General features: G+C 54.6%; 18 protein-coding genes and 1 pseudogene. 17 read left to right on the forward strand and 2 right to left on the reverse strand.

Annotated features, from left to right (window positions below):
- From rseP to tilS, 17 genes are all read left to right on the forward strand, one after another.
- Positions 1–1383, forward strand: coding sequence for a sigma E protease regulator RseP (gene rseP, locus HCX89_RS04475; protein WP_167715217.1), 1383 nt, complete (start codon positions 1–3; stop codon positions 1381–1383).
- 31 nt (positions 1384–1414) lie between these two features.
- The gene (gene bamA, locus HCX89_RS04480) at positions 1415–3898 is read left to right on the forward strand and encodes an outer membrane protein assembly factor BamA (RefSeq protein ID WP_025887252.1); all 2484 of its coding nucleotides are present in this window, start codon (positions 1415–1417) and stop codon (positions 3896–3898) included.
- A 58-nt stretch (positions 3899–3956) separates the two neighbouring features.
- On the forward strand, positions 3957–4454 hold the full coding sequence (locus HCX89_RS04485) for an OmpH family outer membrane protein (protein WP_037466989.1): 498 nt from the start codon (positions 3957–3959) through the stop codon (positions 4452–4454).
- A gap of 4 nt (positions 4455–4458) precedes the next feature.
- Complete coding sequence (gene lpxD / locus HCX89_RS04490) at positions 4459–5484, forward strand: UDP-3-O-(3-hydroxymyristoyl)glucosamine N-acyltransferase (RefSeq protein ID WP_025010986.1); 1026 nt, start codon at positions 4459–4461, stop codon at positions 5482–5484.
- A gap of 37 nt (positions 5485–5521) precedes the next feature.
- Positions 5522–5983 carry a 3-hydroxyacyl-ACP dehydratase FabZ gene (gene fabZ, locus HCX89_RS04495; RefSeq protein ID WP_025010987.1) on the forward strand — a complete coding sequence of 154 codons (462 nt, stop codon included), beginning with the start codon at positions 5522–5524 and terminating at the stop codon, positions 5981–5983.
- Positions 5980–6750 carry an acyl-ACP--UDP-N-acetylglucosamine O-acyltransferase gene (gene lpxA / locus HCX89_RS04500; protein ID WP_045283561.1) on the forward strand — a complete coding sequence of 257 codons (771 nt, stop codon included), beginning with the start codon at positions 5980–5982 and terminating at the stop codon, positions 6748–6750. The genes fabZ and lpxA overlap by 4 nt, the downstream gene beginning before the upstream one ends.
- 14 nt (positions 6751–6764) lie before the next feature.
- The gene (lpxB, locus tag HCX89_RS04505; RefSeq protein ID WP_167715219.1) at positions 6765–7934 is read left to right on the forward strand and encodes a lipid-A-disaccharide synthase; all 1170 of its coding nucleotides are present in this window, start codon (positions 6765–6767) and stop codon (positions 7932–7934) included.
- Positions 7921–8541, forward strand: coding sequence for a ribonuclease HII (gene rnhB, locus HCX89_RS04510; RefSeq protein WP_025010990.1), 621 nt, complete (start codon positions 7921–7923; stop codon positions 8539–8541). The genes lpxB and rnhB overlap by 14 nt, the downstream gene beginning before the upstream one ends.
- Positions 8542–8879: 338 nt before the next feature.
- Positions 8880–10592, forward strand: a complete 1713-nt coding sequence (locus tag HCX89_RS04515; RefSeq protein WP_167715222.1) for a GSCFA domain-containing protein — start codon at positions 8880–8882, stop codon at positions 10590–10592.
- Positions 10593–10880: 288 nt separating this feature from the next.
- Positions 10881–10970 carry a K(+)-transporting ATPase subunit F gene (gene kdpF / locus HCX89_RS04520; protein WP_081737100.1) on the forward strand — a complete coding sequence of 30 codons (90 nt, stop codon included), beginning with the start codon at positions 10881–10883 and terminating at the stop codon, positions 10968–10970.
- 2 nt (positions 10971–10972) lie between these two features.
- The gene (gene kdpA / locus HCX89_RS04525; RefSeq protein WP_167715223.1) at positions 10973–12658 is read left to right on the forward strand and encodes a potassium-transporting ATPase subunit KdpA; all 1686 of its coding nucleotides are present in this window, start codon (positions 10973–10975) and stop codon (positions 12656–12658) included.
- A gap of 109 nt (positions 12659–12767) precedes the next feature.
- Positions 12768–14783, forward strand: a complete 2016-nt coding sequence (gene kdpB / locus HCX89_RS04530) for a potassium-transporting ATPase subunit KdpB (RefSeq protein WP_208192150.1) — start codon at positions 12768–12770, stop codon at positions 14781–14783.
- A gap of 12 nt (positions 14784–14795) precedes the next feature.
- Positions 14796–15353, forward strand: a complete 558-nt coding sequence (gene kdpC, locus HCX89_RS04535) for a potassium-transporting ATPase subunit KdpC (RefSeq protein ID WP_167715227.1) — start codon at positions 14796–14798, stop codon at positions 15351–15353.
- 4 nt (positions 15354–15357) lie between these two features.
- Complete coding sequence (locus HCX89_RS04540) at positions 15358–18015, forward strand: DUF4118 domain-containing protein (RefSeq protein ID WP_167715229.1); 2658 nt, start codon at positions 15358–15360, stop codon at positions 18013–18015.
- Positions 17999–18718 carry a response regulator gene (locus HCX89_RS04545; RefSeq protein ID WP_025887259.1) on the forward strand — a complete coding sequence of 240 codons (720 nt, stop codon included), beginning with the start codon at positions 17999–18001 and terminating at the stop codon, positions 18716–18718. The genes HCX89_RS04540 and HCX89_RS04545 overlap by 17 nt, the downstream gene beginning before the upstream one ends.
- Before the next feature lie 175 nt (positions 18719–18893).
- Positions 18894–22367: a DNA polymerase III subunit alpha gene (dnaE, locus tag HCX89_RS04550; protein ID WP_167715231.1), complete on the forward strand. Its 3474-nt coding sequence runs from the start codon at positions 18894–18896 to the stop codon at positions 22365–22367.
- A complete protein-coding gene (gene tilS / locus HCX89_RS04555; protein ID WP_167715234.1) occupies positions 22367–23941 on the forward strand; it encodes a tRNA lysidine(34) synthetase TilS in 1575 nt (524 codons plus the stop codon). Before dnaE ends, tilS begins: the two co-directional genes overlap by 1 nt.
- Positions 23942–24495: 554 nt before the next feature.
- Here tilS and HCX89_RS04560 read toward each other — a convergent pair.
- Both HCX89_RS04560 and HCX89_RS04565 read right to left on the reverse strand, forming a co-directional pair.
- Positions 24496–24720: pseudogene (locus HCX89_RS04560) on the reverse strand (alpha-amylase family glycosyl hydrolase); the annotation flags it as partial.
- Positions 24721–24901: 181 nt separating this feature from the next.
- Complete coding sequence (locus tag HCX89_RS04565) at positions 24902–26044, reverse strand: reverse transcriptase family protein (protein WP_123116691.1); 1143 nt, start codon at positions 26042–26044, stop codon at positions 24902–24904.
- Positions 26045–26175 lie beyond the last annotated feature (131 nt).

A 26175-nucleotide genomic window follows, 5' to 3' on the forward strand; every position in this document is an offset into this window, starting at 1 on the left:
ATGTTTGATTTTTTATGGAACCTGGGCGCTTTTATCGTCGCCTTGGGGATACTGATCACCGCCCATGAATATGGCCACTTTTGGGTAGCCAGGCGCTGTGGTGTCAAGGTAGAGCGTTTCTCCATCGGCTTTGGTAAGGCGATTTGGCGTCGCCTCGGTAAAGATGGCACCGAATATGTGATAGCCATGATCCCGCTTGGGGGCTATGTCAAAATGCTCGACGAACGGGTCGAGGATGTGCCCGAGGAGCTTAAAGATCAGGCCTTTAATCGCAAGAGTGTCTGGGCGCGTATCGCGATAGTCGCTGCCGGGCCGATAGCCAACTTTATCTTTGCCATTTTCGCGCTCTATATTATGTATCTCATCGGTGTGCCTTCACTCAAGCCGGTGATCAGCGATGTCAGACCCGGCTCGCCTGCGGCCGTGATGCAGATAGATGGCCCACAGCAGATAGTGGCGGTTTCCGGGCAAAAGGTACGCAACTGGGAAGAGGTGAATCTGGCGCTGGTCGGTCATATCGGCGATGACAGCATGAGCTTGACCCTGAGGCCTCTCAGCCAGGCATCTCAGCCAGATGATGGGCTTGAGCCTTCCGGGCGCACCTATCAGTTGGATATTCGCAACTGGCGTTTCGATCCGGAAAAAGAATCCCCCTTCAGCACCCTGGGGCTGGATATCTTCCGTCCGGATGTGATCCCTGAAGTGGAGACGGTTACCGAGGGCGGTGCGGCTGCCAAGGCCGGGGTCAAGGCCGGGGATATTCTGGTGGCCGTCAATGGTGAGGCATACAGCGACTGGCAAACCTTTGTCGGACAAATTAAAGTATCTGCCGGAAAGCCGCTGCAATTGACGGTTAAACGCGGCGGTGAGCAACAGACCTTCACTCTTATCCCGGACAGCCGCAAGGGTGCCAATGGGGAAATGGAAGGTGTCATCGGCCTGGCGCCCAAAGCCCCCAAGTGGCCGGACAACATGCTGCTGGATCTGCAGTATGGCCCGCTTGAGTCTATCTCGGTGGCGGCAGATAAAACATGGCAACTTGTGGTAGTCAGCTTTAAGATGATCGCCAAGTTGTTTACCGGTGATGTTTCGGTTAAAAATTTAAGCGGCCCCATCTCCATCGCGCAGGGGGCCGGTAACAGCGCCAACATAGGGTTGGTTTATTTTCTCGGGTTCCTCGCCCTGATAAGCGTAAACCTCGGCATTATTAACCTTTTGCCGTTGCCAGTGCTGGACGGGGGACACTTGATGTATTACTTGGTGGAAGTAATAACAGGTAAGCCTGTATCCGAACGGGTACAGGAAATTGGATTCAGATTTGGGGCGGCGTTGCTGCTGATGTTGATGAGCATTGCCCTTTTCAATGATTTTGCCCGACTCTGAGCAAGGACAGACAAATAATTAGAAGTGCGCTATGCGATTGAATAAACTTTTTGCCTCGATGTTATTAGTCGGCGCGTCGTTTTCAGGGAATGGTTGGGCAGAGTCTTTCCAGCCTTTTGAAGTGACCGACATCCAAGTTGAAGGTTTGCAACGAGTGGCACTCGGTGCGGCCTTGCTGAGTTTGCCTGTCAAAGTGGGCGACACAGTCGATCAACTCAAGTTGCAACAGGCGATAAAGAGCCTGTATGCCTCCAGTAACTTTGAAAATGTTCAGGTGTCCCGCGATGGTGGGGTGCTGATAGTGTCGGTACGTGAAAGACCGACCATCAGCGCTGTTACCTTCGAAGGTAACAAGGACATCAAAGATGAACAGCTGCAGGAAAGCCTGGACGGCAGTGGTGTGAAAGTGGGCGAAGCCCTCGACCGCACCATGCTCTCGGGTATCGAGAAGGGCCTGCAGGACTTCTACTACGGCGTGGGCAAATACGGCGCCAAGGTCGAGGCTCAGGTGATTAACCTGCCTCGTAACCGGGTAGAACTCAAGTTCAAGTTTACCGAAGGTCTGGCGGCCGAAATCCGTCAGATCAACATAGTGGGTAACGAGCGCTTCAGCGACGCCGACCTTATCGGTATGCTGGAGCTCAAAGACTATGTGGCCTGGTGGGATCTGTTCGGCGAGCGCCGTTATCAGAAACAAAAGCTGCAGGCCGACCTTGAGACTATCAAGACCCACTACCACAACAATGGTTATATCCGTTTCAAGGTGACCTCGACTCAGGTGGCGATGACGCCGGACCGTAAGGGCCTCTACATCACCATTAACGTCGATGAAGGCGACCAGTACAAGGTTAAGGAAGTCAACCTGACCGGTGAACTCATGGGCCGTGAAGAGCTGCTCAAGGGTATCTTGCCTATCAAGGCCGGTGAGCAATACAACGGCGCCGATGTCACCTTTACCGAAGAGATGTACAGCAAGTATCTGGGCCGTTTCGGTTATGCCTATCCAGAGGTGAAGACTTTCCCTGAGATCGATGATGAAACCAAGGAAGTCACCCTGAATGTTAACGTCAAGCCCGGCAAGCGTGTTTATGTACGCTCCATCAACTTCACCGGTAATACAGTGACCAAAGATGAAGTGATGCGCCGTGAGCTGAGACAGATGGAAGGGGCCTGGTTAAACTCGGCCTTGGTCGAGCAATCCAAGGCACGCCTCAACCGTTTGGGCTACTTTGAAACTGTCGACACCGAAACCGTGCAGGTGCCGGGCACAGACGACCTGGTGGATGTGGCCTTCAAGGTGAAAGAGCAGCCATCAGGCTCCTTTAACGCTGGTGTAGGTTATGGTACCGAGTCAGGACTGAGTCTGCAGTTCGGGGTTCAGCAGTCCAACTTCCTCGGTACGGGTAACCAGGCCGGGATTAACCTGAACACCAACAAGTACTCCAAGAACGTCAACCTGTCTTATACCGATCCTTATTTCACCAAGGATGGGGTCAGCCTGGGTGGCAGCATCTACTGGAACGAGTTCGACGCCAACGAGGCCAACCTCGAGCGTTATAAGAACAGCTCCTATGGGATTGCACTCAACAGCGGTTTCCCCATTAACGAGTACAACAGGATCAACGGCGGCATAGGCTATCGTCATAACACCATTTCTGAGATTTCCAGTTATGAGCAGGCGATCCGTTTCTATAACATTTACCGTGACAGTGATGACCCCAACTCTGACTTGAGCTTCGACAACTTTGAGCTCAGCCTCGGCTGGTATCGCAGTACCCTTAACCGCGGAACCTTCCCAACCGATGGTTCATCCCAGCGTTTGAGTGGTAAGATCACGGTTCCAGGTTCTGATCTGCAGTACTTCAAGACCGACTTTGACACCAGCTTCTACTGGCCGCTGACCCGCAGCCACAAGTTTGTGCTCTTGACCCGTGCCCGCTTGGGGTATGGCAACGGTTACGGTGGTTTCAATGAAAACGACCAAATCCTGCCATTCTGGGAAAACTACTACTCAGGTGGTTCCAGTTCACTGCGTGGCTTCAAGTCCAACTCTGTGGGCCCAAGGGCTTTCTATCTGTATCGCGGCAGCGAGCCTTGTTCACCCAATCCGGATGGTGAAGGCTGTAGCCTGCCGGGCGATCCAAACCAAGTTTACATCAGCTCAGGCCGCTCTATCGGTGGTAACGCCATCGCCACGGCCAGTATGGAGCTGATTGTGCCGACTCCTTTCCTGGATGAGGCCTATAGCAACTCAGTACGTACCAGCTTCTTTATCGATGCGGGTAACGTCTGGGATACGGAGTTTGATTATGACTCCTATCGTTTCTTGCCGGCAGATGAGTTTTCCAAGTTGGCCGATTACAGTGATCCGAGCCGTATCCGTGCTTCCTGGGGTCTTAGCCTGCAATGGCTGTCACCCATGGGCCCCATGGTGTTCAGCCTGGCCTGGCCTGTTAAGGAATACGACGATGACGAGACCGAGATCTTCTCGTTCAATATTGGCAAAACTTTCTAAATTACATAAACTCGGCAAGCATTGCTGAAGAAAAACAAGGAGTCTGATTTTGAAAAAAATGGTAAACGGCGCACTGATGACGCTGATGTTGATGGGTGCTCCCCTGGCCGCACAAGCGGAGAAACTGGCGGTTGTCGATATGGGCGCTGTGTTTGAACAACTGCCACAACGCGAGCAGATCAGCAACGCACTCAAGACTGAATTCGGCGATCGTATGGCTGAAGTACAGAAGCTGCAGGAAGACCTCCGTGGTTTGCTGGAAAAGCAGCAGCGTGATGCCGCGCTGATGAGCGAAACGCAAAAGACCGAACTGGTTCGTAAAATGGAATCCCTGAAGGCTGACTATCAGCTCAAAGGTAAGGCGCTGGATGAAGATCTGCGTCGTCGTCAGGGTGAAGAGCAAAACAAACTGCTGGTAAAAGTGCAGAAGGCTATCAACACCATAGCTGAAAAAGAGAAGTACGACATGGTACTGCAACGCGGCGCCGTGGTTTATGTTAAGCCTGCTGCCGACATCAGCTCCAAAGTGGTTGAAGCCTTGAGCAAAGGCAAGTAAATCGATGAAGTCTTTTTCGTTGAAAGAGCTTGGCCAGCTGTTAGGGGCCGAAGTTCGTGGGGATGACAGTGTGACTGTCTCCTCTGTGGCGACACTTGAAAAGGCGCGGCCGGATCAGATCACCTTTCTGGCCAACACCAAATACCGTAGCCAGCTGGAGCAGACTCAGGCTGGTGCGGTATTGATCTCGCCTAAAGAGTTGGACGGTTTTGCCGGTAACGCCTTGGTGCTCAATGACCCTTATGTCGGCTTTGCCAGAGTTGCGCAATTGCTGGACAGCACGCCGGTTGCAGCAGAGGATATCCATCCCTCGGCGCAAATTCATCCCAGTGCCAAACTGGGTGAGGGCGTTGCAGTTGGCGCTAATGCGGTCATCGGGGCCAACAGTATTTTGGGCGAAAATGTCCAGATAGGTGCCGGTACAGTGGTTGGTCAGGATGTCATTATAGGCTCAGGCAGCCGCCTGTGGGCCAATGTCACCGTCTATCACGATGTACATTTGGGGCAAAACTGTATCGTTCACTCTGGGGCCGTTATCGGCTCCGATGGTTTCGGTTATGCCAACGAACGCGGTCAGTGGATCAAAATCCCTCAGACCGGCGGTGTGCGCATAGGTGACAGAGTGGAGATTGGCGCCGGTACTACTATAGATCGCGGCGCGATCGATCATACTGAAATCCATGATGGCGTGATAATCGACAACCAGGTGCAGGTAGCTCACAACGATATCATAGGTGCCAACACTGCGATTGCCGGCTGCACAGTACTGGCAGGCAGCGTGACTATAGGTAAACATTGTATTATTGGTGGCAACTGCGCGATTTCCGGTCATCTGAGCATTACGGATGGGGTGCACGTCACTGGCAGCACCAACATTACTAACGATGTTCGTGAACCTGGGGTATACTCCTCGGCCACTGTGGCCATGCCCAACAGGCTGTGGCGTAAAAATACGGTTCGCTTCCGTCAGTTGGACGAGCTGTTCCAGCGGGTCAAAACCCTGGAAAAAACCGTTAAACCCCAAGATTAATACCGCTGTGCGTTAAGCGGCATGAGGAAACGAGTTCGTGTCTAATCAATTAAATACAATGGATATCAAAGAGATTTTGGCTTACCTGCCACATAGATATCCATTTTTGTTGATCGATAGAGTACTGGATTTTACTCCGGGTGAAACTCTGCATGCGATCAAGAACGTCACCATCAATGAGCCTTTCTTCCAGGGACACTTCCCTGTGCAGCCGGTTATGCCTGGCGTGCTCATTCTGGAAGCCATGGCGCAGGCCACCGGCTTGTTGGCGTTCAAGACCATGAGCGACAAGCCGTCTCCGGACGTGCTGTATTATTTTGCCGGTATCGACAATGCTCGTTTCAAGCGGGTTGTTGAGCCAGGTGATCAACTGCACTTTGAAGTGAAGATGATCAAGGAACGCCGCGGGATTGGCGTTTTCTACGGCGAGGCCAAAGTGGATGGTGAGCTGGTGTGTTCAGCCGAAATCATGTGTGCCCGCAGAGAGATTAGCAAGTGATAGATAAATTAGCTTTCGTTCACCCCGAAGCCAAGATAGGTAAAAATGTCACTATCGGTCCCTGGAGCTACATAGGGGCGAATGTGGAGATCGGCGATGACTGCTGGATCAGTTCCCACGTGGTTATCAAGGGACCCAGCATCATTGGCAAGGGCAACCGGATTTTCCAGTTTGCCTCCGTTGGTGAAGATTGCCAGGACAAGAAATATGCCGGTGAGCCTACCCGGCTTATCATGGGTGATAACAATATCATCCGTGAATCTGTCACCATTCACCGGGGTACGGTGCAGGACAACAGCGAGACCCGCATCGGCTCCAATAACCTGTTTATGGCCTATGTACATATCGCCCACGACTGCGTGGTGGGCGACAATGTGATCATGGCCAATAACGCCTCTATTGCCGGTCATTGCCATGTGGGTGACTGGGCTATTCTCGGCGGTATGACAGGGGTGCACCAGTTTGTGCACATAGGTGCCCATGCCTTTACCGCTGGTTGCTCTTTGGTGCTGCAGGACGTGCCTCCTTTCGTGATGGCCTCTGGCCAGGCGGCCATACCACGTGGTCTGAATATGGAAGGCATGAAGCGCCGTGGTTTTGCCAAAGAGACCCAGCAAGCGCTGCGCCGGGCCTACAAGACCCTGTATCGCAGCAGCCTGACTCTGGAAGAGGCCGTCGCCGCCATGGCTGAGGACGCCGCAAAAGAGCCACAGGTACAAGCATTTGTTGATTTTGTGACCTCCTCGAATCGAGGAATTATTCGCTGATACAGTGAGAACGAATGACACAAAATAGAAAGTTAGTCTTTGCAATGGTCGCCGGAGAAATCTCCGGCGATATTTTAGGTGCCGGCCTGATGAAAGCATTGCAACAGCGCTATCCGGACGCCCGTTTTATCGGTATCGGTGGCCCCCGCATGGAAGCTCTCGGATTCGAGTCGCTGTTTGCCATGGAAGAGTTGGCCGTGATGGGAATTGCCGAGGTGCTCTCCCGCCTGCCCAGATTGCTGAAGATACGCTCGAGTCTGGTCAAACAGATAACCGCGCTGCAGCCGGATTGCTTTATCGGTATAGATGCCCCGGACTTCAATATCGGCCTGGAGCTCAAGCTCAAGGCGCACGGGATCAAGACGGTGCATTATGTCAGCCCGTCGGTCTGGGCCTGGCGCCCTAAGCGGATCTTCAAAATCGCCCGCGCTACCAACATGGTGCTGTCACTGCTGCCGTTTGAAAAAGCCTTCTACGACAAGCATCAGGTGCCTTGCACCTTTGTCGGTCACACTCTGGCCGATGAAATCCCGATGGAGAATGACAAGCGTCTTGCCAGAGAAGCACTCGGCTTGAAAGTCGAAGCCGAATATCTGGCTATCCTGCCGGGTTCCCGTGGTGGTGAGCTGAAGATGTTGGCCCAACCCTTTGTGGAGGCGGCCAGGCTGCTGAAACAGCGCTATCCGGATCTCAAGTTTATTACCCCCTTGGTGAATGAAAAACGCCGCGAGCAGTTTCTTGCCGCACTGGAAACCTATGCGCCGGATCTGGAAATTCATATGACGGAAGGGCGCTCTCGGGAAGTGATGGCTGCCAGCGATACCATCTTGTTGGCATCGGGCACCGCCACGCTGGAAGCCATGTTGGTCAAGCGCCCCATGGTGGTTGGCTATCGGGTCAGCCCTATCACTTACCGTATTGCCAAGCGGATGATGCAGATAAACCACTTCTCTTTGCCCAATTTGTTGGCCGGAAGGGAGTTGGTGCCGGAGCTTATCCAAGACGATTGCACTGCCGAGCGGATAGCCGAAGAGGTGGGTAAATTGCTGGATAAAGATAACCGGCCGTTGCTGGCCGAGTTTACTAAGCTGCACAGCCTGCTGGCCTGCAACGCCAGTGAAAAGGCGGCCCAGGCGGTTGTGGCCTTGCTCGATAAAAAGCCGAGGAAAGATGACAGTCTATAAGCAACTCTCGGAAGCCGAAGCGCAGCTGTTGTGCCAGGGGCTGGTCGCCGGGGTAGATGAAGTGGGGCGTGGCCCCTTGGTCGGCGATGTGGTCACCGCGGCGGTGATCCTGGATCCCGCCAATCCAATTAGCGGCCTTAATGATTCCAAGAAGCTCAGCGAAAAGAAACGCGATGCCCTCTATGAAGAGATCCTGGCCAAGGCGCTGGCGGTCTCAGTCGGTCGAGCCAGCCCGGCGGAAATCGATGAGCTCAACATACTGCATGCCACCATGTTGGCGATGCAGCGCGCCGTGGCGGGCTTGAACGTGCGTCCCGAGAAAGTCTTGGTAGATGGTAATCGGACCCCGGATTTTGGCCTGCCTTCAGCCGCGGTGGTTAAGGGCGATGGCTTGATCCCTGTCATCAGCGCCGCCTCTATCATAGCCAAGGTCACCCGCGACCGGGAGATGGCCGAGCTTGACAGTCGCCACCCTGAGTATGGTTTTGCTGCCCATAAGGGCTACCCCACCAAGGCGCATTTCGAAGCCTTGAGTCAACACGGTGTCTTGCCTGAGCACAGACGCAGCTTCCGGCCGGTACGCGAATGGCTGGAGCAGCATTCATAAGCCGTACTGAAACCTAAAGATGCAACCAAAAGGGCAGCAGCGGCAGCCCTTTTTTGTGGCTCTGACATGGCGTAATCACAACGGCTATACCTGCGTTGTTGCCAAAACGTCAGCTTCGTTTCCCAAAACCGTGCTTGGCTTACCCCTTTGAATTGGTAAATTTCTGCCCCACATCTGCAATATGTGATCTGCTGATGTAGACGTCAAGTTTATGAAAGTGTTAAATAATGTCTCTTTTTGGTTGCCTGTCGCAATTAATCTATACCGCGCACTGGATCGGGTAACCACAGCTGTACCGTGGTGGCGGTAGAGGAATATTTTGCATTGGAGGCAGTAGCATGGAGCATTCTTTACCTTATGATCCCGTTCATAAGGAGCGTTTTTGGCGTTCAGCGGTGGCGGATATTCGGCCCGAGACTGAGCTTTTTCGTGAGCTCATCCCCAGGCTCCCCATTGATACCAAACAACAACTCTCTTCGGCAGGTTCCTGTTTTGCCCAGCACATAGGAAATTGGCTGGAACAGCATAACTACTCTTATCTGCGCAGTGAGCTAAACCCAGATGTGACATCCAGTTTTGCCTTTGGCAACCTGTATAACGCCCGTGCTTTGTTGCAATGGTTTATCAAGGGGGAACAGGAACTTGCTCAGTACAGCATCTATTTTGATGAAGAAAACCAACGCTATTACGACTTACTGCTGCCGAAAAGCAAGGAAGGCTACTCCTCCCGGGAGGCATTGCTCGAATATCGTCGCAAGGTCGTGGCCGAAACCAAACGCCATATTGCCGCAAGTAACAGCTTTATTTTCACTCTGGGGTTGATTGAAACCTGGGTCGATCCCAATGGGGTTTGTTATCCCTCCTGTCCTGGAGTCAAACTGGGCGAGTTTGACCCTGATTGTTACCGGCTCAAGGTCTTTGATTACGAAGAGGTCTATATCGATCTCGACCGGCTGTTGCAGCAACTCAAGTGCATCAATCCAAAGCTGAAATTGATATTGACTGTATCTCCTGTGCCCCTCACCGCCACGGCTACTGAAGAACATGTGTTGGTGGCCAATGGTCATTCCAAGTCTGTTTTACGGGCCGTCGCCGGCAGCTTCTGCAAGGATGTCGCCGATGCCAGTTACTTTCCCTCCTATGAGTTGATCACTACCTCCTTGCCTGCAGATTTCCGGTTTCTGGACAACATGCGCACTGTTTCCAAAGAGGGAGTCGGCTATGTGATGCGTCACTGGTCCAAGGCGTTGGCCTGTGAGGAAAACCTGGTTACCAATCACCTTGAAGCCGATTGTGACGAAGAGTTGCTGGATGCCTTGCAAAGAACCGCCACAGGTGCCAAGGTCACGGCCGATACCCTGACACTGATTGGCGACAGCCATATGGGGAAATTGGCCAAGGCGTTTGAACATCTGGGGCAAGCTTTCTGCGGTGGCATGGTGATGAATGGCTCGGGATTTGCCCAGCATAAATTTGTACTGAGTCCGGAGAGTGACATCGTGGTACCGCTGGAGAGCGCCGATTCGAGAAAGCTCTGGCAGCCGATCCTGGCCAACCTGGATGCTTTGGTAAAATCGGAGAAACTCGCAGACTCAGTTGTCTTGACCAATATAGGGCTACAGACGCACCAGACAGTTTCCATGTTTATTGAATGGATGCGGAATTCCAGAGCCGAAAAACTCAAGGATATTGAACTCAGCGACTATGTCGACTTCTTCAATGAACAGATGCAGGAGCAGATGACCATAGTGTTCAGGCTCAAAGAGCAGGGGCACAGAGTTGTGGTGATCTCAGATACCCCGTTCGTTGAGTATTTTGAAGAGTCCAAGTCAATGGCACCATTTGTGATGGCTTATATGGATGCCATGGAATATGTCTGGGATCAGATGGGGGTTGAGTTCCTGCACGCCGCCCGTCATTTCAACGAAACCATAACCGATCCTTTGGCCTATGCTTCAGAGCTGGTTTATGCCGATGGCCAACATGATTGGTTCCATGGTGGAGCGCCTTACTACGATTGGCTGGCGCGACAAATTAACGCCCTTCTGTAACTTCTTAACCCGGGCGCTGTCATTGATGGCGCCCGCAATCCATGGTTTGTCTCGCTGCTGATTTAACCGCGGCTTCGCAATACATTGTCCCTGTAGCTTGACCAGCCATGTCATGGCTTGCTGCCTTTATGCAGTGTATACGCCGTTTATCTTGGCAGTAGTGCAATGCCAATCCCGCCCATTTATACAGCTTTTATACAAACCCTACGGATATTTACACCCCGTTTTTATACCGGTTTTCATAAGCTTTGACCCTGAAATTAAAGTCTTTTTCAGGAGATATTCACTATGGCTGTTATGGAGTGGGCCGCTTTGCTGCTGGCCTTGGGATTATTTGGCTATCTGTTTTTTGCCCTGTTGCATCCAGAGGATTTCTGACTATGTTGACTATGGAATCCTTAGGTTTGCCGGCGATTTTTCTGGGGCTCTTGTTGGCGGTATCCCTATTGTTGGCAAAGCCGTTGGCGTTATTAATCCGGCATCAAAAGCCTTTCAAACGCGAGGCGGCGCTATGGTCCGGGATGGCCGCGGTATTTGAGGAGATGAACTGGCGCCAATATGCGGCGGCGCTCTTGTGTTTCAACGCCCTTGGCGCCCTGTGCCTGATGCTTATCCTGCTGTTGCAGCAATATCTGCCGCTTAACCCGCAAAACCTGCCGGGGATGGATTGGCAACTGGCGTTCAACACCTCAATCAGCTTTGTGACCAACACCAATTGGCAGGCCTATTCGGGCGAGACCAGTCTCAGTTACTTCAGCCAGATGGCGGGGCTGACGGTGCAGAACTTCTGCTCGGCCGCCACGGGTATGGTGGTGGCCTTTGCCATTATCAGAGCCTTGACAACCAAGGGGCAGACTATGCTCGGCAATGCTTGGTTGGATTTGCTGAGGGTGAACCTCTATCTTCTGTTGCCTCTGGCCTTGTTGATCGCCCTGTTGTTGGTGCAGCAGGGCGTCATTCAGAATCTTGCCGCTTATCTGCCGGTGACCGGATTGGAAGGGCAACAACAGCTGTTGCCCATGGGGCCGGTAGCATCCCAGGAAGCGATTAAGATGCTGGGTACCAATGGCGGCGGTTTCTTTGGTGCCAATTCGGCGCACCCCTTTGAAAATCCCACGGCGCTGAGCAATCTGCTGCAGATGCTGAGTATTTTCCTGTTGCCCTGCAGCCTGGTTATCGCCTTTGGTCTCTGCGCCGGGGATTGGCGCCAGGGGGCGAGTATTTTGGGGTGTATGGCATTGGTGTTTGTGGCGGCCTTTCTATGGATAAATCACTCTGAGCTGCAACTGCAGCAGATGGCCGACATTCACTTCCCCGGCAATATGGAAGGCAAGGAGACTCGCTTTGGCATCGGAGCAAGCAGCCTGTTTGCCACTGTCACCACGGCAGCTTCCTGCGGCGCAGTGAATGCCATGCACGACTCCTTTACCGCGCTCGGCGGCATGATGCCCATGTGGTTGATGCAACTTGGCGAGGTGATCTTCGGCGGCGTTGGCAGCGGTTTTTACGGCATCTTGCTGTTTGTATTCCTGACAGTGTTTATTGCCGGACTGATGATAGGCCGCAGTCCCGAGTATCTGGGCAAGAAGATTGAAACCCGGGAGATGAAACTCGTCTGTCTGGCTTTGCTCTGTTCGCCTGTGATAGTGCTGTCCGGCGCGGCGCTTGGCTTGGTGCTCTCTCCCGAGTCGCTGCAGGAAACCGGCCCCCATGGTTTCAGCGAGCTGTTGTACGCCCTGTCATCGGCGGCCAACAACAACGGCAGCGCCTTTGGTGGCTTCAACGCCAATACGCCTTTTTACAACCTTCTGCTGGCAGCTGCCATGCTACTTGGGCGCTTTGGCGTGATTCTACCTGTGCTGATGATAGCCGGCAGTATGGCTGCCAAACCCGCCCAAGAGGCAGGCCCAGGCACCTTGCCCACCCATGGCTGGTTGTTTGCCAGCATGTTGCTGGGAACCCTCTTGCTCTTTGGCGCCTTGACCTTTATTCCGGCATTGACTCTCGGGCCTGTGGCCGAGCAGCTGACATTCCCGTTGCCGCAAGCACTGACGACAGCTCAATGAATTCAGGGAGAAACAGACAATGAAAACCTTCAGTTTTGATATAACGCCTGATCATCCAAGAGAGACAGGTTGCAACAAGCGTCATCCCGTGCTGCAGATAGATGCCGCCATGCTGAGGCAAACGCTGCTAAGCGCGCTGACCAAGCTGGACCCCAGAGTGCAGCTGAAGAACCCCATCATGTTTGTGGTCTATGTCGCCAGTATCCTTCTGTCGCTGGAGGCTGTTGCCATAGGCTTGGGTTGGCGCGCCGGAAATCTCTGGTTCAGCGGTATTATCGCCATCTGGCTGTGGCTGACCTTGCTGTTTGCCAACTTTGCCGAGGCACTGGCCGAGGGACGCAGCAAGGCGCAGGCCGACAGTCTGCGGGGGCTTCGACGCAGCAGCTGGGCCAACAAGCAGACAGACAAGGGGCTTGAGAAAGTGCTCGCCGATACCCTGAAGTGCGGTGATATCGTGCGGGTGGAAGCCGATGAGATCATTCCCTGCGACGGGGAGATTATTCAAGGGGTTGCCTCTGTGGATGAGAGCGCCATTACCGGTGAGTCGGCACCCGTTATCCGCGAGTCCGGCGGCGACTTCAGCTCTGTGGTGGGTGGAACCCGGCTGTTGTCAGACTGGCTGGTGGTGCGCTGTGCCCAGGAGAGCGGCAATACCTTTCTCGATCGCATGATTGCCATGGTGGACGGCGCCAAGCGGCGCAAGACCCCCAATGAGGTGGCGCTGAATATTTTGCTGATCACCCTGACGCTGATTTTCCTGTTGGTCACTGTGACTCTGGCGCCATTTTCCGCTTATGGTGCCATGGACAGCGGCGGCGAGCCTATCTCGATGACGGTGCTGCTGGCGCTGCTCATCTGCCTCATCCCCACTACCATAGGCGGGCTGCTGTCTACCGTGGGTATCGCCGGCATGAGCCGCATGATAGGCGTCAATGTGATAGCCACTTCGGGAAGGGCGGTGGAAGCCGCCGGTGATGTGGATGTGCTCTTGCTGGACAAGACAGGCACCATCACTCTGGGCAATCGCCAGGCGAGTGATTTTCTGCCTGTGGCCGGTATAGCTGAGGAGGCATTGGCCAATGCGGCGCAGCTGGCCTCTCTTGCCGATGAAACCCCGGAGGGGCGCAGCATAGTGGTGCTGGCGAAACAGAAGTTTGCCATCCGGGAGCGCAGTCTTGCCGAGCTCGACGCCAGTTTTATTCCCTTTACTGCCCAAACCCGCATGAGCGGTATCAATCTGGGGACGAGGCAGATACGCAAAGGTTCTTTCGATGCCATCAGCCAATATGTGAAGGCCAACGGCGGCGAGGTTCCCAAAGAACTGGGAGCCCTGGTGGATAAGGTGGCCAAGCAGGGCTCCACTCCTCTGGTGGTGGCCGAAGGCAACAAACTTCTCGGGGTGATAGCGCTGAAGGACATAGTCAAAGGCGGTATCAAGGAGCGCTTTATCCAACTGCGCAAGATGGGCATCAAAACCGTGATGATCACCGGCGATAACCCGCTCACCGCCGCGGCCATTGCCGCCGAGGCCGGGGTGGATGAGTATCTGGCCGAGGCCACACCCGAAGCCAAGCTGGCACTGATTCGGCAATACCAGAATGAGGGCCGCCTGGTGGCCATGACAGGCGATGGCACCAATGATGCACCTGCGCTGGCACAGTCGGATGTAGCACTGGCAATGAACTCGGGCACCCAGGCGGCCAAGGAGGCCGGTAATATGGTGGATCTCGACTCCAACCCCACCAAGCTTATCGAAGTGGTGCATATCGGCAAACAGATGTTGATGACCCGTGGCTCGCTTACCAGTTTCAGCATAGCCAACGATCTGGCCAAATATTTTGCCATCATTCCCGCGGCCTTCAGCACCACATTTCCGGCGCTTGAGAGCCTCAATCTGATGCGACTGCACTCGCCCGAGTCGGCGGTCATTTCGGCGGTGATCTTCAATGCGCTGATCCTGGTGGCGCTGTTGCCGCTGGCACTCAAGGGCGTGCGTTATCGCGCCATGGCGGCCGCCGCAGTGCTCAAACGCAACCTGTTGTTTTATGGGGTTGGCGGCCTGCTGTTGCCCTTTGTTGCCATTAAAGTCATAGACGCATTGCTTGCCGCTACTGGCTGGATCTGATTGGAGTATGTTATGAAAACCTTGAAAATGGGCTTGTGGGTATTTGGCGTTATCTTTGTCGTGACCGGGTTGGTCTATCCGCTGCTGGTAACTGTTGGCGCCACGGCACTGTTCCCGCACCAGGCAGGAGGCAGCATAATAGAGGGAGATGGCGTCTTACTGGGCTCAGAGCTTATCGGGCAGGACTACAAGGCGGATGGTTTTTTCCATGGTCGCGCTTCGGCCTCGGCTTATGACGCCCAGGCTTCCGGCGGCAGTAACCTGTCGCCCCACAGCCGTGAGTTGCAATCCCTGTGGCAGCAGCGAGCCGCGGCCTTGAATGCCCACAACCCTGGAAATTCGTCTGTCCCTGGGCTGCTGGTCACTGCCTCCGGCAGTGGTCTGGACCCCCATATCTCACCCGAGGCCGCCTACTGGCAGCTGGGGCGAGTCGCCGAGGCGAGAGGGGTATCAGAGGCGCGGTTAAAGGCACTGATTGACAGCTATATTCGGCAGCCGCCCTTGCCCTTTATCGGCCAGCCCACGGTCAATGTTTCATTGCTGAACCTGGCATTGAGCAAAATGGAGTAATCACTTGTCAGAAATCAGGCCCAATGCCGATTTGCTGCTACAGCAACAGCCGTCCTCCCGGGGGCGGCTCAAAATCTTCTTCGGCGCCTTCGCCGGGGTGGGCAAAACCTATGCCATGCTCAGCGAGGCTCGCAGGCTAAGACTGCAGGGGCTGGATGTACTGGCCGGATTGGTGGAAACCCACGGCAGAGATGAGACGGCGGCCCTGCTCGAAGGCCTGGAGCTGCTGCCGCCCAAAGCGCTGAGCGTAATGCACAGGTGTTATCAGGAATTTGATATCGATGCCGTGCTTGCCCGGCACCCGGCGCTGGTATTGGTCGATGAGCTGGCCCACAGCAACGCTCCGGGATGTCGTCACCGCAAACGCTGGCAGGATGTCAAAGAGTTGCTGGATGCCGGTATAGATGTGTTTACCACAGTCAATGTGCAGCATCTTGAAAGCCTCAACGATCTGGTGGGTGGCATTACCGGTATCAAGGTGTCGGAAACCCTGCCGGACTCAGTGTTTTATGAGGCCGACGAAGTGGTGCTGGTGGACCTGCCACCCGATGATCTGATGCAGCGAATGCGTGAGGGTAAAATCTATATCTCATCCCAGGTGGAAAGGGCGATAGAAAACTTCTTCAACCGTCAGAATCTCACAGCGCTCAGGGAGTTGGCCCTCAACGCCACCGCCGAGCGGCTGGAGCAGCGCAGGCGTCAGGACAATGAGCCCGGCCTCCGGGGCGGCCTGCTGCTGGGGCTGACCCATGGTGAGCAGCAGGAGAAGCTTATTCGCCACGCCATGCGTCTGGCCAAGCGTCTCAATTGCCGCTGGTATGCCCTGCATGTGGAAACGCCCGAGGCGCAGCAGTGGGATGATAGCAAGCGGCAACAGCTGCAGGATAACCTCAAGCTGGCCGAGAGCCTGGGGGCCGAGACCGCGACTCTGGTGGATCATGATATCTGCCACGGCTTGCTGGAATTTGCCGGCGAGCACAGGTTGGAGCGGATCCTTATCGGCCACCACAGCGGCAAGCGGCAGCTGCCATGGCGCCGGGAGCTGGGCCAGCGTTTGAGAAAGCGCGCCGCAGATGAGGAAATTATCAGCCTCAACCTTGATCTAGCCACTAAGCAGCCCAAGGCCGCCAATCCCAGAGCCTGGCCAAGACTGCGCCCGGCGAATATAGCCCTGGCCCTTGGTATGTCGGCCTTTTGTACCTTGCTTGGTTATTGGCTGGCGCCCTGGTTTCATGCCACCAACATAGTGATGATCTACCTCTTGGGCACTGTCTTGCTGTCGCTCAGGCTCGACAGAATGAGCGCCTTGTTGGCAACTTTGGTCAATGTGGCCTGCTTTGACCTCTTCTTTGTCGAGCCCAGGTTCTCCTTCTCGGTTGCCGATGCCCAATATCTGATGACCTTCTTCGCCATGGCTATAGTCAGTATCGCCATCACCCAACTCACACATACCACGCGTATTCAGGCGCAAATGGCCCGGCAGCGGGAGCTGCGCACCTATCAGCTGTTTGAGATGTCGCAGCAACTGGGCTCGGCGCAAACCGAGCGGGAGATGGCTGCTATCGCTCAGCAGCATATCGGCAAGAGCTTCGCTGCGGCGGTGGCGGTATTGAAGGCCGAAGAGCAGGGGACCTTGCTGTTGACCAAGGGTTTTACCCGTTATGATTCGGCCATTGCCAAGTGGAGCATAGCCAACAACTGTGCAGCCGGCGCCGGAACAGATACCCTGCCCAATGCCGGTTGCTACTATCAGCCGGTAGCGATAGAGCAGCGGGTGCTGGCCATGGTGGTGCTCGAGCCTGTGAGTCTCAGCGGTTGGCTGGCACCTGAGCAGCAAAGGCTGCTCAATGCCTTTGTTTGCCTGTTGGCGCAGGCGCTTGAGCGGCTCGAGCTGGCCAAGGCCTCCAAGCAGGCGCAGTTGAATGTGGAAACCGAAAAGATGCGCAGCACCATGCTCTCTTCTCTGTCCCATGACTTGCGCACGCCGCTGACGCTTATCCGCAACCAGAGCGACAGCCTGGTGACCAGTCTGGCGCCTTTCCCCGAACAGTGTCAGCAGGCGCGCCAACTGGCGCAGCGGATAGGTGAAACCATTCGGTTGACCAACAATGTGATGGAGATGATCCGCCTCGAGTCGTGCCACTTTATTTTGCAGCTTGACTGGCAGGATCTGGAGGAGATCCTCGGGGTGACGCTAAGACAACTGGAACCCAGAACCCAGGTTCGGTTGAATATCCCTGCCGAGCTGCCGCTTATCTATTGCGATGGCAATCTCATTCAGCGGGTGCTGTTGAATCTTTTGGAAAATGCATTTAAATATGGTCCGCCGGAGGTACAGATAAACATCAGTGCCCAGTTGGATGCCGAGCAGTTTTATATCGAAGTGGCCGACAACGGGCCCGGGCTTCCCACAGAGGATGCCAGTTGGCTGTTTACCAAGTTTGAGCGCGGCAACAAGGAGTGTGGCATTCCCGGGCTGGGGCTCGGCTTGGCCATCTGTCAGGCGATAGTCTCGGCCCACGGTGGCCGTATCTGGGCCCATAACCGCGAGCAGGGCGGCGCCGTGTTCACCTTCAGCTTGCCCTATGTTTCACCGCCCGAGATGTGCGGCGAAGAAGAGTATTTACCCGAGCAGGAACCCAGTTATGCCAGCATTGATTGAGCCGCAGCCGTTTCATCACAGAAGGGTATTGGTGATAGATGATGCCCAGGAGATCTGTCAGTTTGTCAGTAAGGCCTTGCAGCAGCTGGGGCTCGAGGTGTTCACCGCTCACTCGCTCAATCAGGGCTTGATGGAGGCCTCGACCCGGCAGCCGGATACTGTGATCCTGGATCTCGGTTTGCCCGATGGCGATGGCCAGAGCTTTATTCCCCGTTTTCGCAGCTGGAGTGATGCCCCTGTGATAGTGCTGTCGGCCCGCAGCGATGAAGCCGACAAGGTGCAGGCGCTTAACAGCGGCGCCGACGATTACCTGTGCAAGCCCTTCGGCATAGAGGAGTTGCTGGCCCGGGTGCGGGTGGCGTTGAGGCGACACTTGCGCCACAGCCATGAGCCTGAAGCTCAGGTGCAGCTGGGAGAGGTCTTGTTCGACCGCCGCCGTCAGCAGCTGAGCCGTAACGGCGAGCCCGTGCATCTGACCAAGACGGAATTAAAGCTCCTGAACGCCTTGCTGGAGCAGCCGGGCAAGGTGTTGACTCAACAGAGCCTGCTGAAACAGGTCTGGGGGCCGACATTTGTCGAGCATGGCCACTATGTGCGCACCTATATGAAGCATCTGCGCAATAAGATAGAAGCTGAGCCCGCCAACCCCAAATACCTGCTCACGGAAATCGGCATAGGTTATCGCCTCGTCAGCGGTAAATAATGGAGAGGCCCGGCTCGGCTTCAGGCCTTAGTTTTTGATTTTGTCGCAAAAGCCGCCAGATAATGCCTTTGGCGTGATTTTGCCGGCAAGGCGGCCGGTTTTAACTTTGGTGAACCTCTTCCGGCGTGTTATCTTTCCCTATTGATTTTCAGCCAGTCAGAGCAATCGGATTTTCATGTCACAGCCCCGTTTCGTCCATCTACGTGTTCACTCAGACTTTTCCATGACCGATGGTCTGGCCAAGGTCAAGCCCATTCTGGCCAAGGTGGCCGATGAGGGCATGGCGGCAGTGGCGCTGACGGATCAGAACAACCTCTGTGGTCTGGTGAAATTCTACGGTGGCTGTCATGGCGCCGGGATAAAACCCATCATAGGGGCCGACTTCTGGATGTTGGTGCCCGGCTTTGAAGATGAGTTCTGCGCGCTTACTGTGCTGGCCATGGATAACGACGGCTACCAGAACCTGACTCAGCTGATCTCCAAGGCCTATCTGCGCGGTCAGGTGCGTGACCGGGTCGCTATCGATCAGGAGTGGCTGCTGGAGCACGGCGCCGGTATTTTGCTGCTCTCCGGCGCAAGGGAAGGGGACCTGGGCAAGGCACTACTCAAGGGCAACCTGAACCAGGCCCAGGAACTGACCGATTTCTACAAGCAGCACTTCAACGACCGTTACTTTATTGAACTGATCCGTACCGGGCGCCCGGATGAGGAGCGCTACCTGCATATGGCGGTGGAACATGCCGCCAACACAGGCCTGCCTGTGGTTGCCACCAACCAGGTGGTGTTCATGACCCCGGAAGAGTTCGAGGCCCATGAAATCCGGGTGGCTATCCACGATGGCTACACTCTGGCTGACCCCCGTAGACCCAAGAAATACAGCGAGCAGCAGTATCTCAAGACAGAAACTGAGATGTGCGAGCTGTTTGCCGACATTCCGGAAGCGCTGCAAAACACGGTGGAGATAGCCAAGCGCTGTAACGTTACCGTGCGGCTTGGCGAGTACTTCCTGCCCAACTTCCCCACGGGTGAGCTGTCCACCGCGGACTATCTGGTGATGCGCTCCAAAGAGGGGCTGGAAGAGCGTCTCGAGTTCCTGTTTCCGGACCCACAGGTGCGGGCGGAAAAGCGCGGCGAGTATGACGAGCGTCTGGATATTGAGCTCAAGGTAATCAACCAGATGGGCTTCCCCGGCTACTTCCTTATCGTGATGGAGTTTATCCAGTGGGGTAAGGACAACGGCATTCCCGTGGGCCCTGGGCGGGGGTCGGGTGCCGGCTCCCTGGTGGCCTATGCGCTTAAGATCACTGACTTGGACCCGCTGGAATTTGACCTGCTGTTCGAACGTTTTCTTAACCCCGAGCGGGTGTCGATGCCCGACTTCGACGTCGACTTCTGTATGGACAGGCGCGACGAGGTTATCGATCACGTGGCCGAACTCTATGGCCGGGATGCGGTATCGCAGATCATTACCTTCGGTACCATGGCCGCCAAGGCGGTAGTGCGTGATGTGGGCCGGGTGCTGGGTCACCCCTATGGTTTTGTCGACAGAATTTCCAAGATGATCCCGGCCGAGCCCGGGATGACGCTGGCCAAGGCTTTCGAGGCCGAGCCTGCGCTGCCCGAAGCCTATGAGGCCGATGAGGATGTCAAAGACCTTATCGACATGTGCCGCAAGCTTGAAGGGGTGACCCGTAACGCAGGTAAGCACGCAGGGGGCGTGGTGATTGCGCCGACCAAGATCACCGACTTCTCGCCGCTTTATTGCGACGCCGAAGGTAAAAACCCGGTGACCCAGTTCGACAAGAACGACGTGGAAACCGCCGGTCTGGTGAAGTTTGACTTCCTGGGTCTCAGGACCCTGACCATTATCGACTGGGCGCTGGGGATGATTAACCCAAGGCTCGCCAAGCTCGGCAAGCCGCCGGTCGATATTGCCGCCATTCCGCTGGACGATGCCAAGTCCTTCGGGGTACTGAAACGCTACGAAACCACGGCGGTATTCCAGCTGGAATCCCGCGGCATGAAAGATCTTATCAAGCGTCTGCAGCCCGACTGCTTTGAAGATATGATCGCTCTGGTGGCCCTGTTCCGCCCAGGCCCGCTGCAGTCGGGGATGGTAGATAACTTTATCGAGCGTAAGCATGGCCACGAGGCTATCTCCTACCCGGATGAGAAGTGGCAACACGAGAGCCTTAAACCGATTTTGGATCCTACCTACGGCATCATCCTCTATCAGGAACAGGTGATGCAGATTGCCCAGACGCTGGCAGGGTATACCCTGGGCGGCGCGGACATGCTGCGCCGGGCCATGGGTAAGAAAAAACCGGAAGAGATGGCCAAGCAGCGTGCCGGTTTTGAAGCCGGGGCGATAAAAAACGGCGTCGACGGCGAACTGGCGATGAAGATCTTCGATCTGGTGGAGAAATTCGCCGGTTACGGCTTCAACAAATCACACTCGGCCGCCTACGCACTGGTGTCTTATCAGACCCTCTGGCTCAAGACCCACTATCCGTCTGAATTTATGGCGGCGGTAATGTCCGCCGATATGGATAACACAGACAAGATAGTGACCCTGGTGGATGAGTGTGAGCGCATGGGGCTCAAGCTTATTCCGCCGGATGTCAACAAGGGCCTGTTCAAGTTTACCGTCGATGAAGAGCTCAATATCGTCTACGGTATAGGCGCTATCAAGGGCGTGGGCGAGGGGCCGGTCGAATCGATTCTGGAAGCCCGCAAGGGTGGGCCGTTCAAAGACTTGTTCGACTTCTGCGCCAGGGTGGATTTGAAAAAACTCAACCGCCGGGTGATTGAGAAGCTGATCAATGCTGGCGCCATGGACAATCTGGGGCCGCACCGGGCCTCCATGATGGCTACCTTGCCGGAGGCGATACGCGCCGCCGATCAGCACGCCAAGGCCGAAGCCATAGGTCAGTGCGACATGTTCGGTCTGCTCAACGACGACCCCGAGGACAGCAAGCAACAGTTTGTTGACTGCCCGCGTTGGCCGGACAAGGTCTGGTTGGAAGGGGAGCGTGAGACTCTGGGGCTTTACCTCACAGGTCACCCTATCAACCAATATCTCAAAGAGCTCAGGCACTACACCTCCGGGCGGCTCAAGGATATTCACCCCACAGACAGGGGCAAGACGGTCAAGGCCGCCGGATTGGTGGTCGCCACCCGGGTGATGCTGACCAAGCGAGGCTCCAAGATGGGGCTGCTGACGCTGGACGACAAGAGTGCCCGTCTGGAAGTGATGCTGTTTACCGAGGCCTTCGAGAAATTCAATCACCTGCTGGAGAAAGACAGGATCCTCATCTGTGAAGGTGAAGTGAGCTTCGATGACTTCTCCGGCGGTAACCGGATGACGGCGCGCAACATCATAGATATGGGCGAAGCCCGCAGCCACTTTGCGGCGGCGGTGGAGCTGGATCTCGACGCGGCAATATTGAGTCCGGAATGGCTGACACAGTTTTATGAGACTCTCTCACCCTGGCGCGGCGGCTCTGTGCCTGTGGCGATCAACTATCGTCAGGCCCAGGCCAAGGGACAGTTCCGTTTGAGTGACGACTGGCGGGTGAACCCCAGTGATGAACTCATGATGGCACTGGAAGCCATGCTCGGCACAGATAAGGTCAGGATCCTCTTCTAATGCCCCACACTCTGGTCGATACTCTGGTACTCAAGTTAACAGCGCTGCTGGATCAAATTGGCGCCACGGCTGACAACCACCTCTGGCTGGGTTACAGCGGCGGTATGGACTCAGAGCTGCTGGCCTACACCTTGGCGCGCTTTCGCCAGACTCATCCCAAGACGCCTTATCAAATCTCCCTGGTGCACGTACACCATGGCCTCAGCTGCAACGCCGATGCCTGGGCGGCTCATTGTCGCCAAAGAGCCGAGCATTATGGCCTGAATTTTGTTCTTCGGAAGGTGCAACTTGAGCTCGGCCCGCGCGTCAGTATCGAGGCCGAGGCGCGGCGCGCCCGCTATCAGGCGATTGCCGAGCTGCTCAATCCCGGCGATATTCTGCTGACGGCCCATCATCAGGACGATCAGTTGGAGACGCTGCTGCTGGCGCTCAAGCGTGGTCAGGGCCCCAAGGGACTGGCGGCCATGGGGCAAGCTCAGCACTTGGCTCTGATATCTAAGGCAGAAAGTTCCTTAGCTCAGACATCCAGGGCAGAAGGTGCTCCATGCTGGCAATTACGGCCCATGCTGGACAGCAGCCGGGCTCAGATAGAGCAGGCGGTGGCAAGCCTCGAGCTGCCCTATATCAATGATGAGAGTAATCAAGACACCCAGTATGACCGCAACTTCCTGCGCGCCGAGGTGATCCCTGTACTCAAGCAGCGCTGGCCTTCGATTGCCACTACGGCCTCACGCAGCGCCGCGCTTTGCGCCGAGCAGCAGTTGCTGCTCGATGAAGTCAGCACCGAAAAGTTGCAGCCCTTGCTCGGCCGTTGCCGCTTCAGCGGCGTTCGGGTACTGGATAGCGCCGGGCTCAAAGTGCTGTCACCCCAATGGCAGGCACAGTTGCTGCGGCAGTTTATTCAGATGCAGCGCTTGCCCTTACCGGCGCAGGTGCAGTTACAGCAAGCCTTGGCGCAGCTACTCGATGCCAGGGAGGATGCTCAGCTTGAGCTTAGCTTTAAGGGATTGCTCCTCAAGCGTTATGGGCAACAGATCTATGCCATGGCGCCTCTGCCGGGGGCAGCATTCCAGCTGCTTGATGGGGTAGGTTCGGTTGAAGATGTGGCAGCAAAAAACTCGAAACTGACTCTGAGCCAAAAGCAGCTGCAAGCATTGAGCCAAGGGCAGAGTCTGAGTGTTGGGCTCACCTCCCCCTGGCAGCGCCTGGAGCTGACATTGGCAGACTCAGGGCCCAGGGTGGCGCTGGCTCAAGTAATGGCTCCCCTAATGGCTTCACTATCGGCGTCACAAGGGGCCAAAGTTCAGGTATCAGATGTTGCTGCTGCGCCTGAATTGGTCTTGGGGCTCAAGGGCAGTTACCGCTGTCAGCCCCACAATAGAGACAAGGGGCGGGAGCTCAAGAAACTCTGGCATGAACTCGGAGTGCCGCCCTGGCTCAGAGACAGAGTGCCGCTGCTGATGCAAAATGGCCGACTGCTGGCGCTGGCCGGTGGTTTTGTCGAGCGTAGCGCACTGGCCTCTGGCGCAGAACCCGGAATCTTATTGAAGCTGGTTGCTGAAGCAACCCCTTAGCGCCAATAGTTTGGGCACAGCGGCTAACATGGCTTTTGGCTAAAAGTTCCTAAGTGAGTATTGGCCGAGCTTCCGGCCACGATGTAGTCCATTACCTGCGGTGCACCTTTCGCACAGGCGATCCTGTGACTCGCTGCGAGTACGTCCCTGTAAGCTCTGCCTCGCCATCCCTGGCTCGGAAGGTCACAGTTCCGCCTGTGCCTGGGAATTAGGTGTATGTCTGCAGACTCTTCAGATGTTTCAAGTTACTCCATTCTCACAGAATTGCACTAATTCCCCCCTCGGTGTCGCCGAGAGCTGCTGGTACCGCGGCTATCATGGCTTTGAACCAAATCTCACTAATAAACCTGGTTTTAGCTGCCAGCTAAGTTGCAGCCCATCACCTGCGGCGCGCCTTTCGCACAGGCGATCCTGTGACTCGCTGCGAGTACGTCCCTGTAAGCTCTGCCTCGCCATCCCTGGCTCGGAAGGTCACAGTTCCGCCTGTGCCTGGAAATAGGTGTATGTCTTTGGGTATATAAGCAATTTCAAGCAACGCTATTATTACAGAATTGCACCAAATGGTAGTGATTACTTATAACCGCATAAGCGCAAACGTCGATGCAAAATATTGACGACAACTGCCTGATTCTATCCACTATCCAGCCACGTCTATGTTCGTAACTGCGTCCAGACAGTGCATCCTCACCACACAAAAATGCCCTTCTCACGCAACGGTTAATCACGTGGTAAAAGGGCGTACTTTCAGCATCTATCAACTGGCGACGGGCTGTAGTCATAACCAACCTCGACTGAGCTTTGATGGGTATTTCAAAGCCTAGTCAAGGCTGTGTGAAACATCAAAAAGATATGGCTGTCCTGTATTTGAAAAGATATGGCTGTCCTGTATTTGCGGTCCTGTATTTGCGGTCCTGTATTTGCGCAAAAGAAAAACACCGTTTGATAATAAAAGCCCAATATCTATATCTCAAACTCTAACCAAGGTAATCTATTGTATTTCTCCAAAAACTCATTTCCCTTTTTAGGATCAATAGAATAAACGTACATAATTAAACCTTTGAGGTGATTCCTAAATCCAATGACCGACCTAAACCCTCGTTTTCTGCAGTGTGCAGGAATACCGAATTTCTCAGAATAGAAAAGGTGCATTCGAATAGCATCTATGAGCTCCCGAGGAATAGATGGCTTATCACTATTTACAATTAGGCCAGTTACGATTTTCCTGGCACCAGGCGGAATAATGTGTGACTTTTTGGGGTTCTCAGTAAAAGAATTATCCCAAAGGGCTTTATTGACCTCCCTTTTGAACTGGTAGACCTCATCGCGAGATGATTTGATGAACGAAAAGCAGAGATCATCTGCGTAGCGGCTATAAGTTGCATTTCTACTCAAAGCTAATTCATGGAGCTGGGTATCCAGTTCAAAACAAACGAGGTTAGACAATGCAGGGCTGCTCGGGGCTCCTTGCGGCAGACTGCCTAAGCAAGTACAGGAATATCCCTCTACTCCTGATTCGTTCCAGTCAATGTTCCATCTTTTCCCGGTTCTGCCGGGAGTGATCCGGGTGCATAACCTGGCCATTTCGAAAGAGAGAAGCTTGGAATAGGATAGCGACCTAAATACACGATATACTTGCCTTTCAGATATATTCGAAAAGAAATTCTTTATGTCTACTTTAAGTACCCAATCAGCATCACAGTGTTTTTCTGCGTGAGCCTTTAAGGGAGATTTAATTCCATTAACATATGCGAAAGCTGTAGGATGGGTCGGTATACTATTTAGTATATTTTTGTTAATCCAAGACTGAACAGCCATTAATGGTGGAGCAGGTACAGATATCCATCTCTTGCCACCACTACGCTTCCTTATAGGAAAATTTCTATATGGATAGCCTTCCGGGCCATATTCCGTTCGTGCAACAAAGGAGTGCAGCTCTGAGTATTGAGTGCGAGAACAACTCGCTAAATGGGCCAACGAGAACAAAACAGGGATATTATTTTCCTGGATTTTCCTACCTTGCTCTATAAGCTTATCTAGATACTCGGTATTAAACCCACGCTTTATACCTTCTTTATAATAAAAATTGGGATTCCAACGATTCATTTACTTTACCTCACGTAAGTGAGGGTATGCCTCGCGTTTTAAAGCAAAGGCTGGGTGTAGCCTCAAGCGGAGACCACGCGCTTTAAAACGCGAGGCATAGTTCACTCCAGCGAGGGCTACCACAATGAGCA

Source organism: Shewanella sp. Iso12 (genome assembly GCF_012030025.1).
Lineage (GTDB): Bacteria > Pseudomonadota > Gammaproteobacteria > Enterobacterales > Shewanellaceae > Shewanella > Shewanella algae.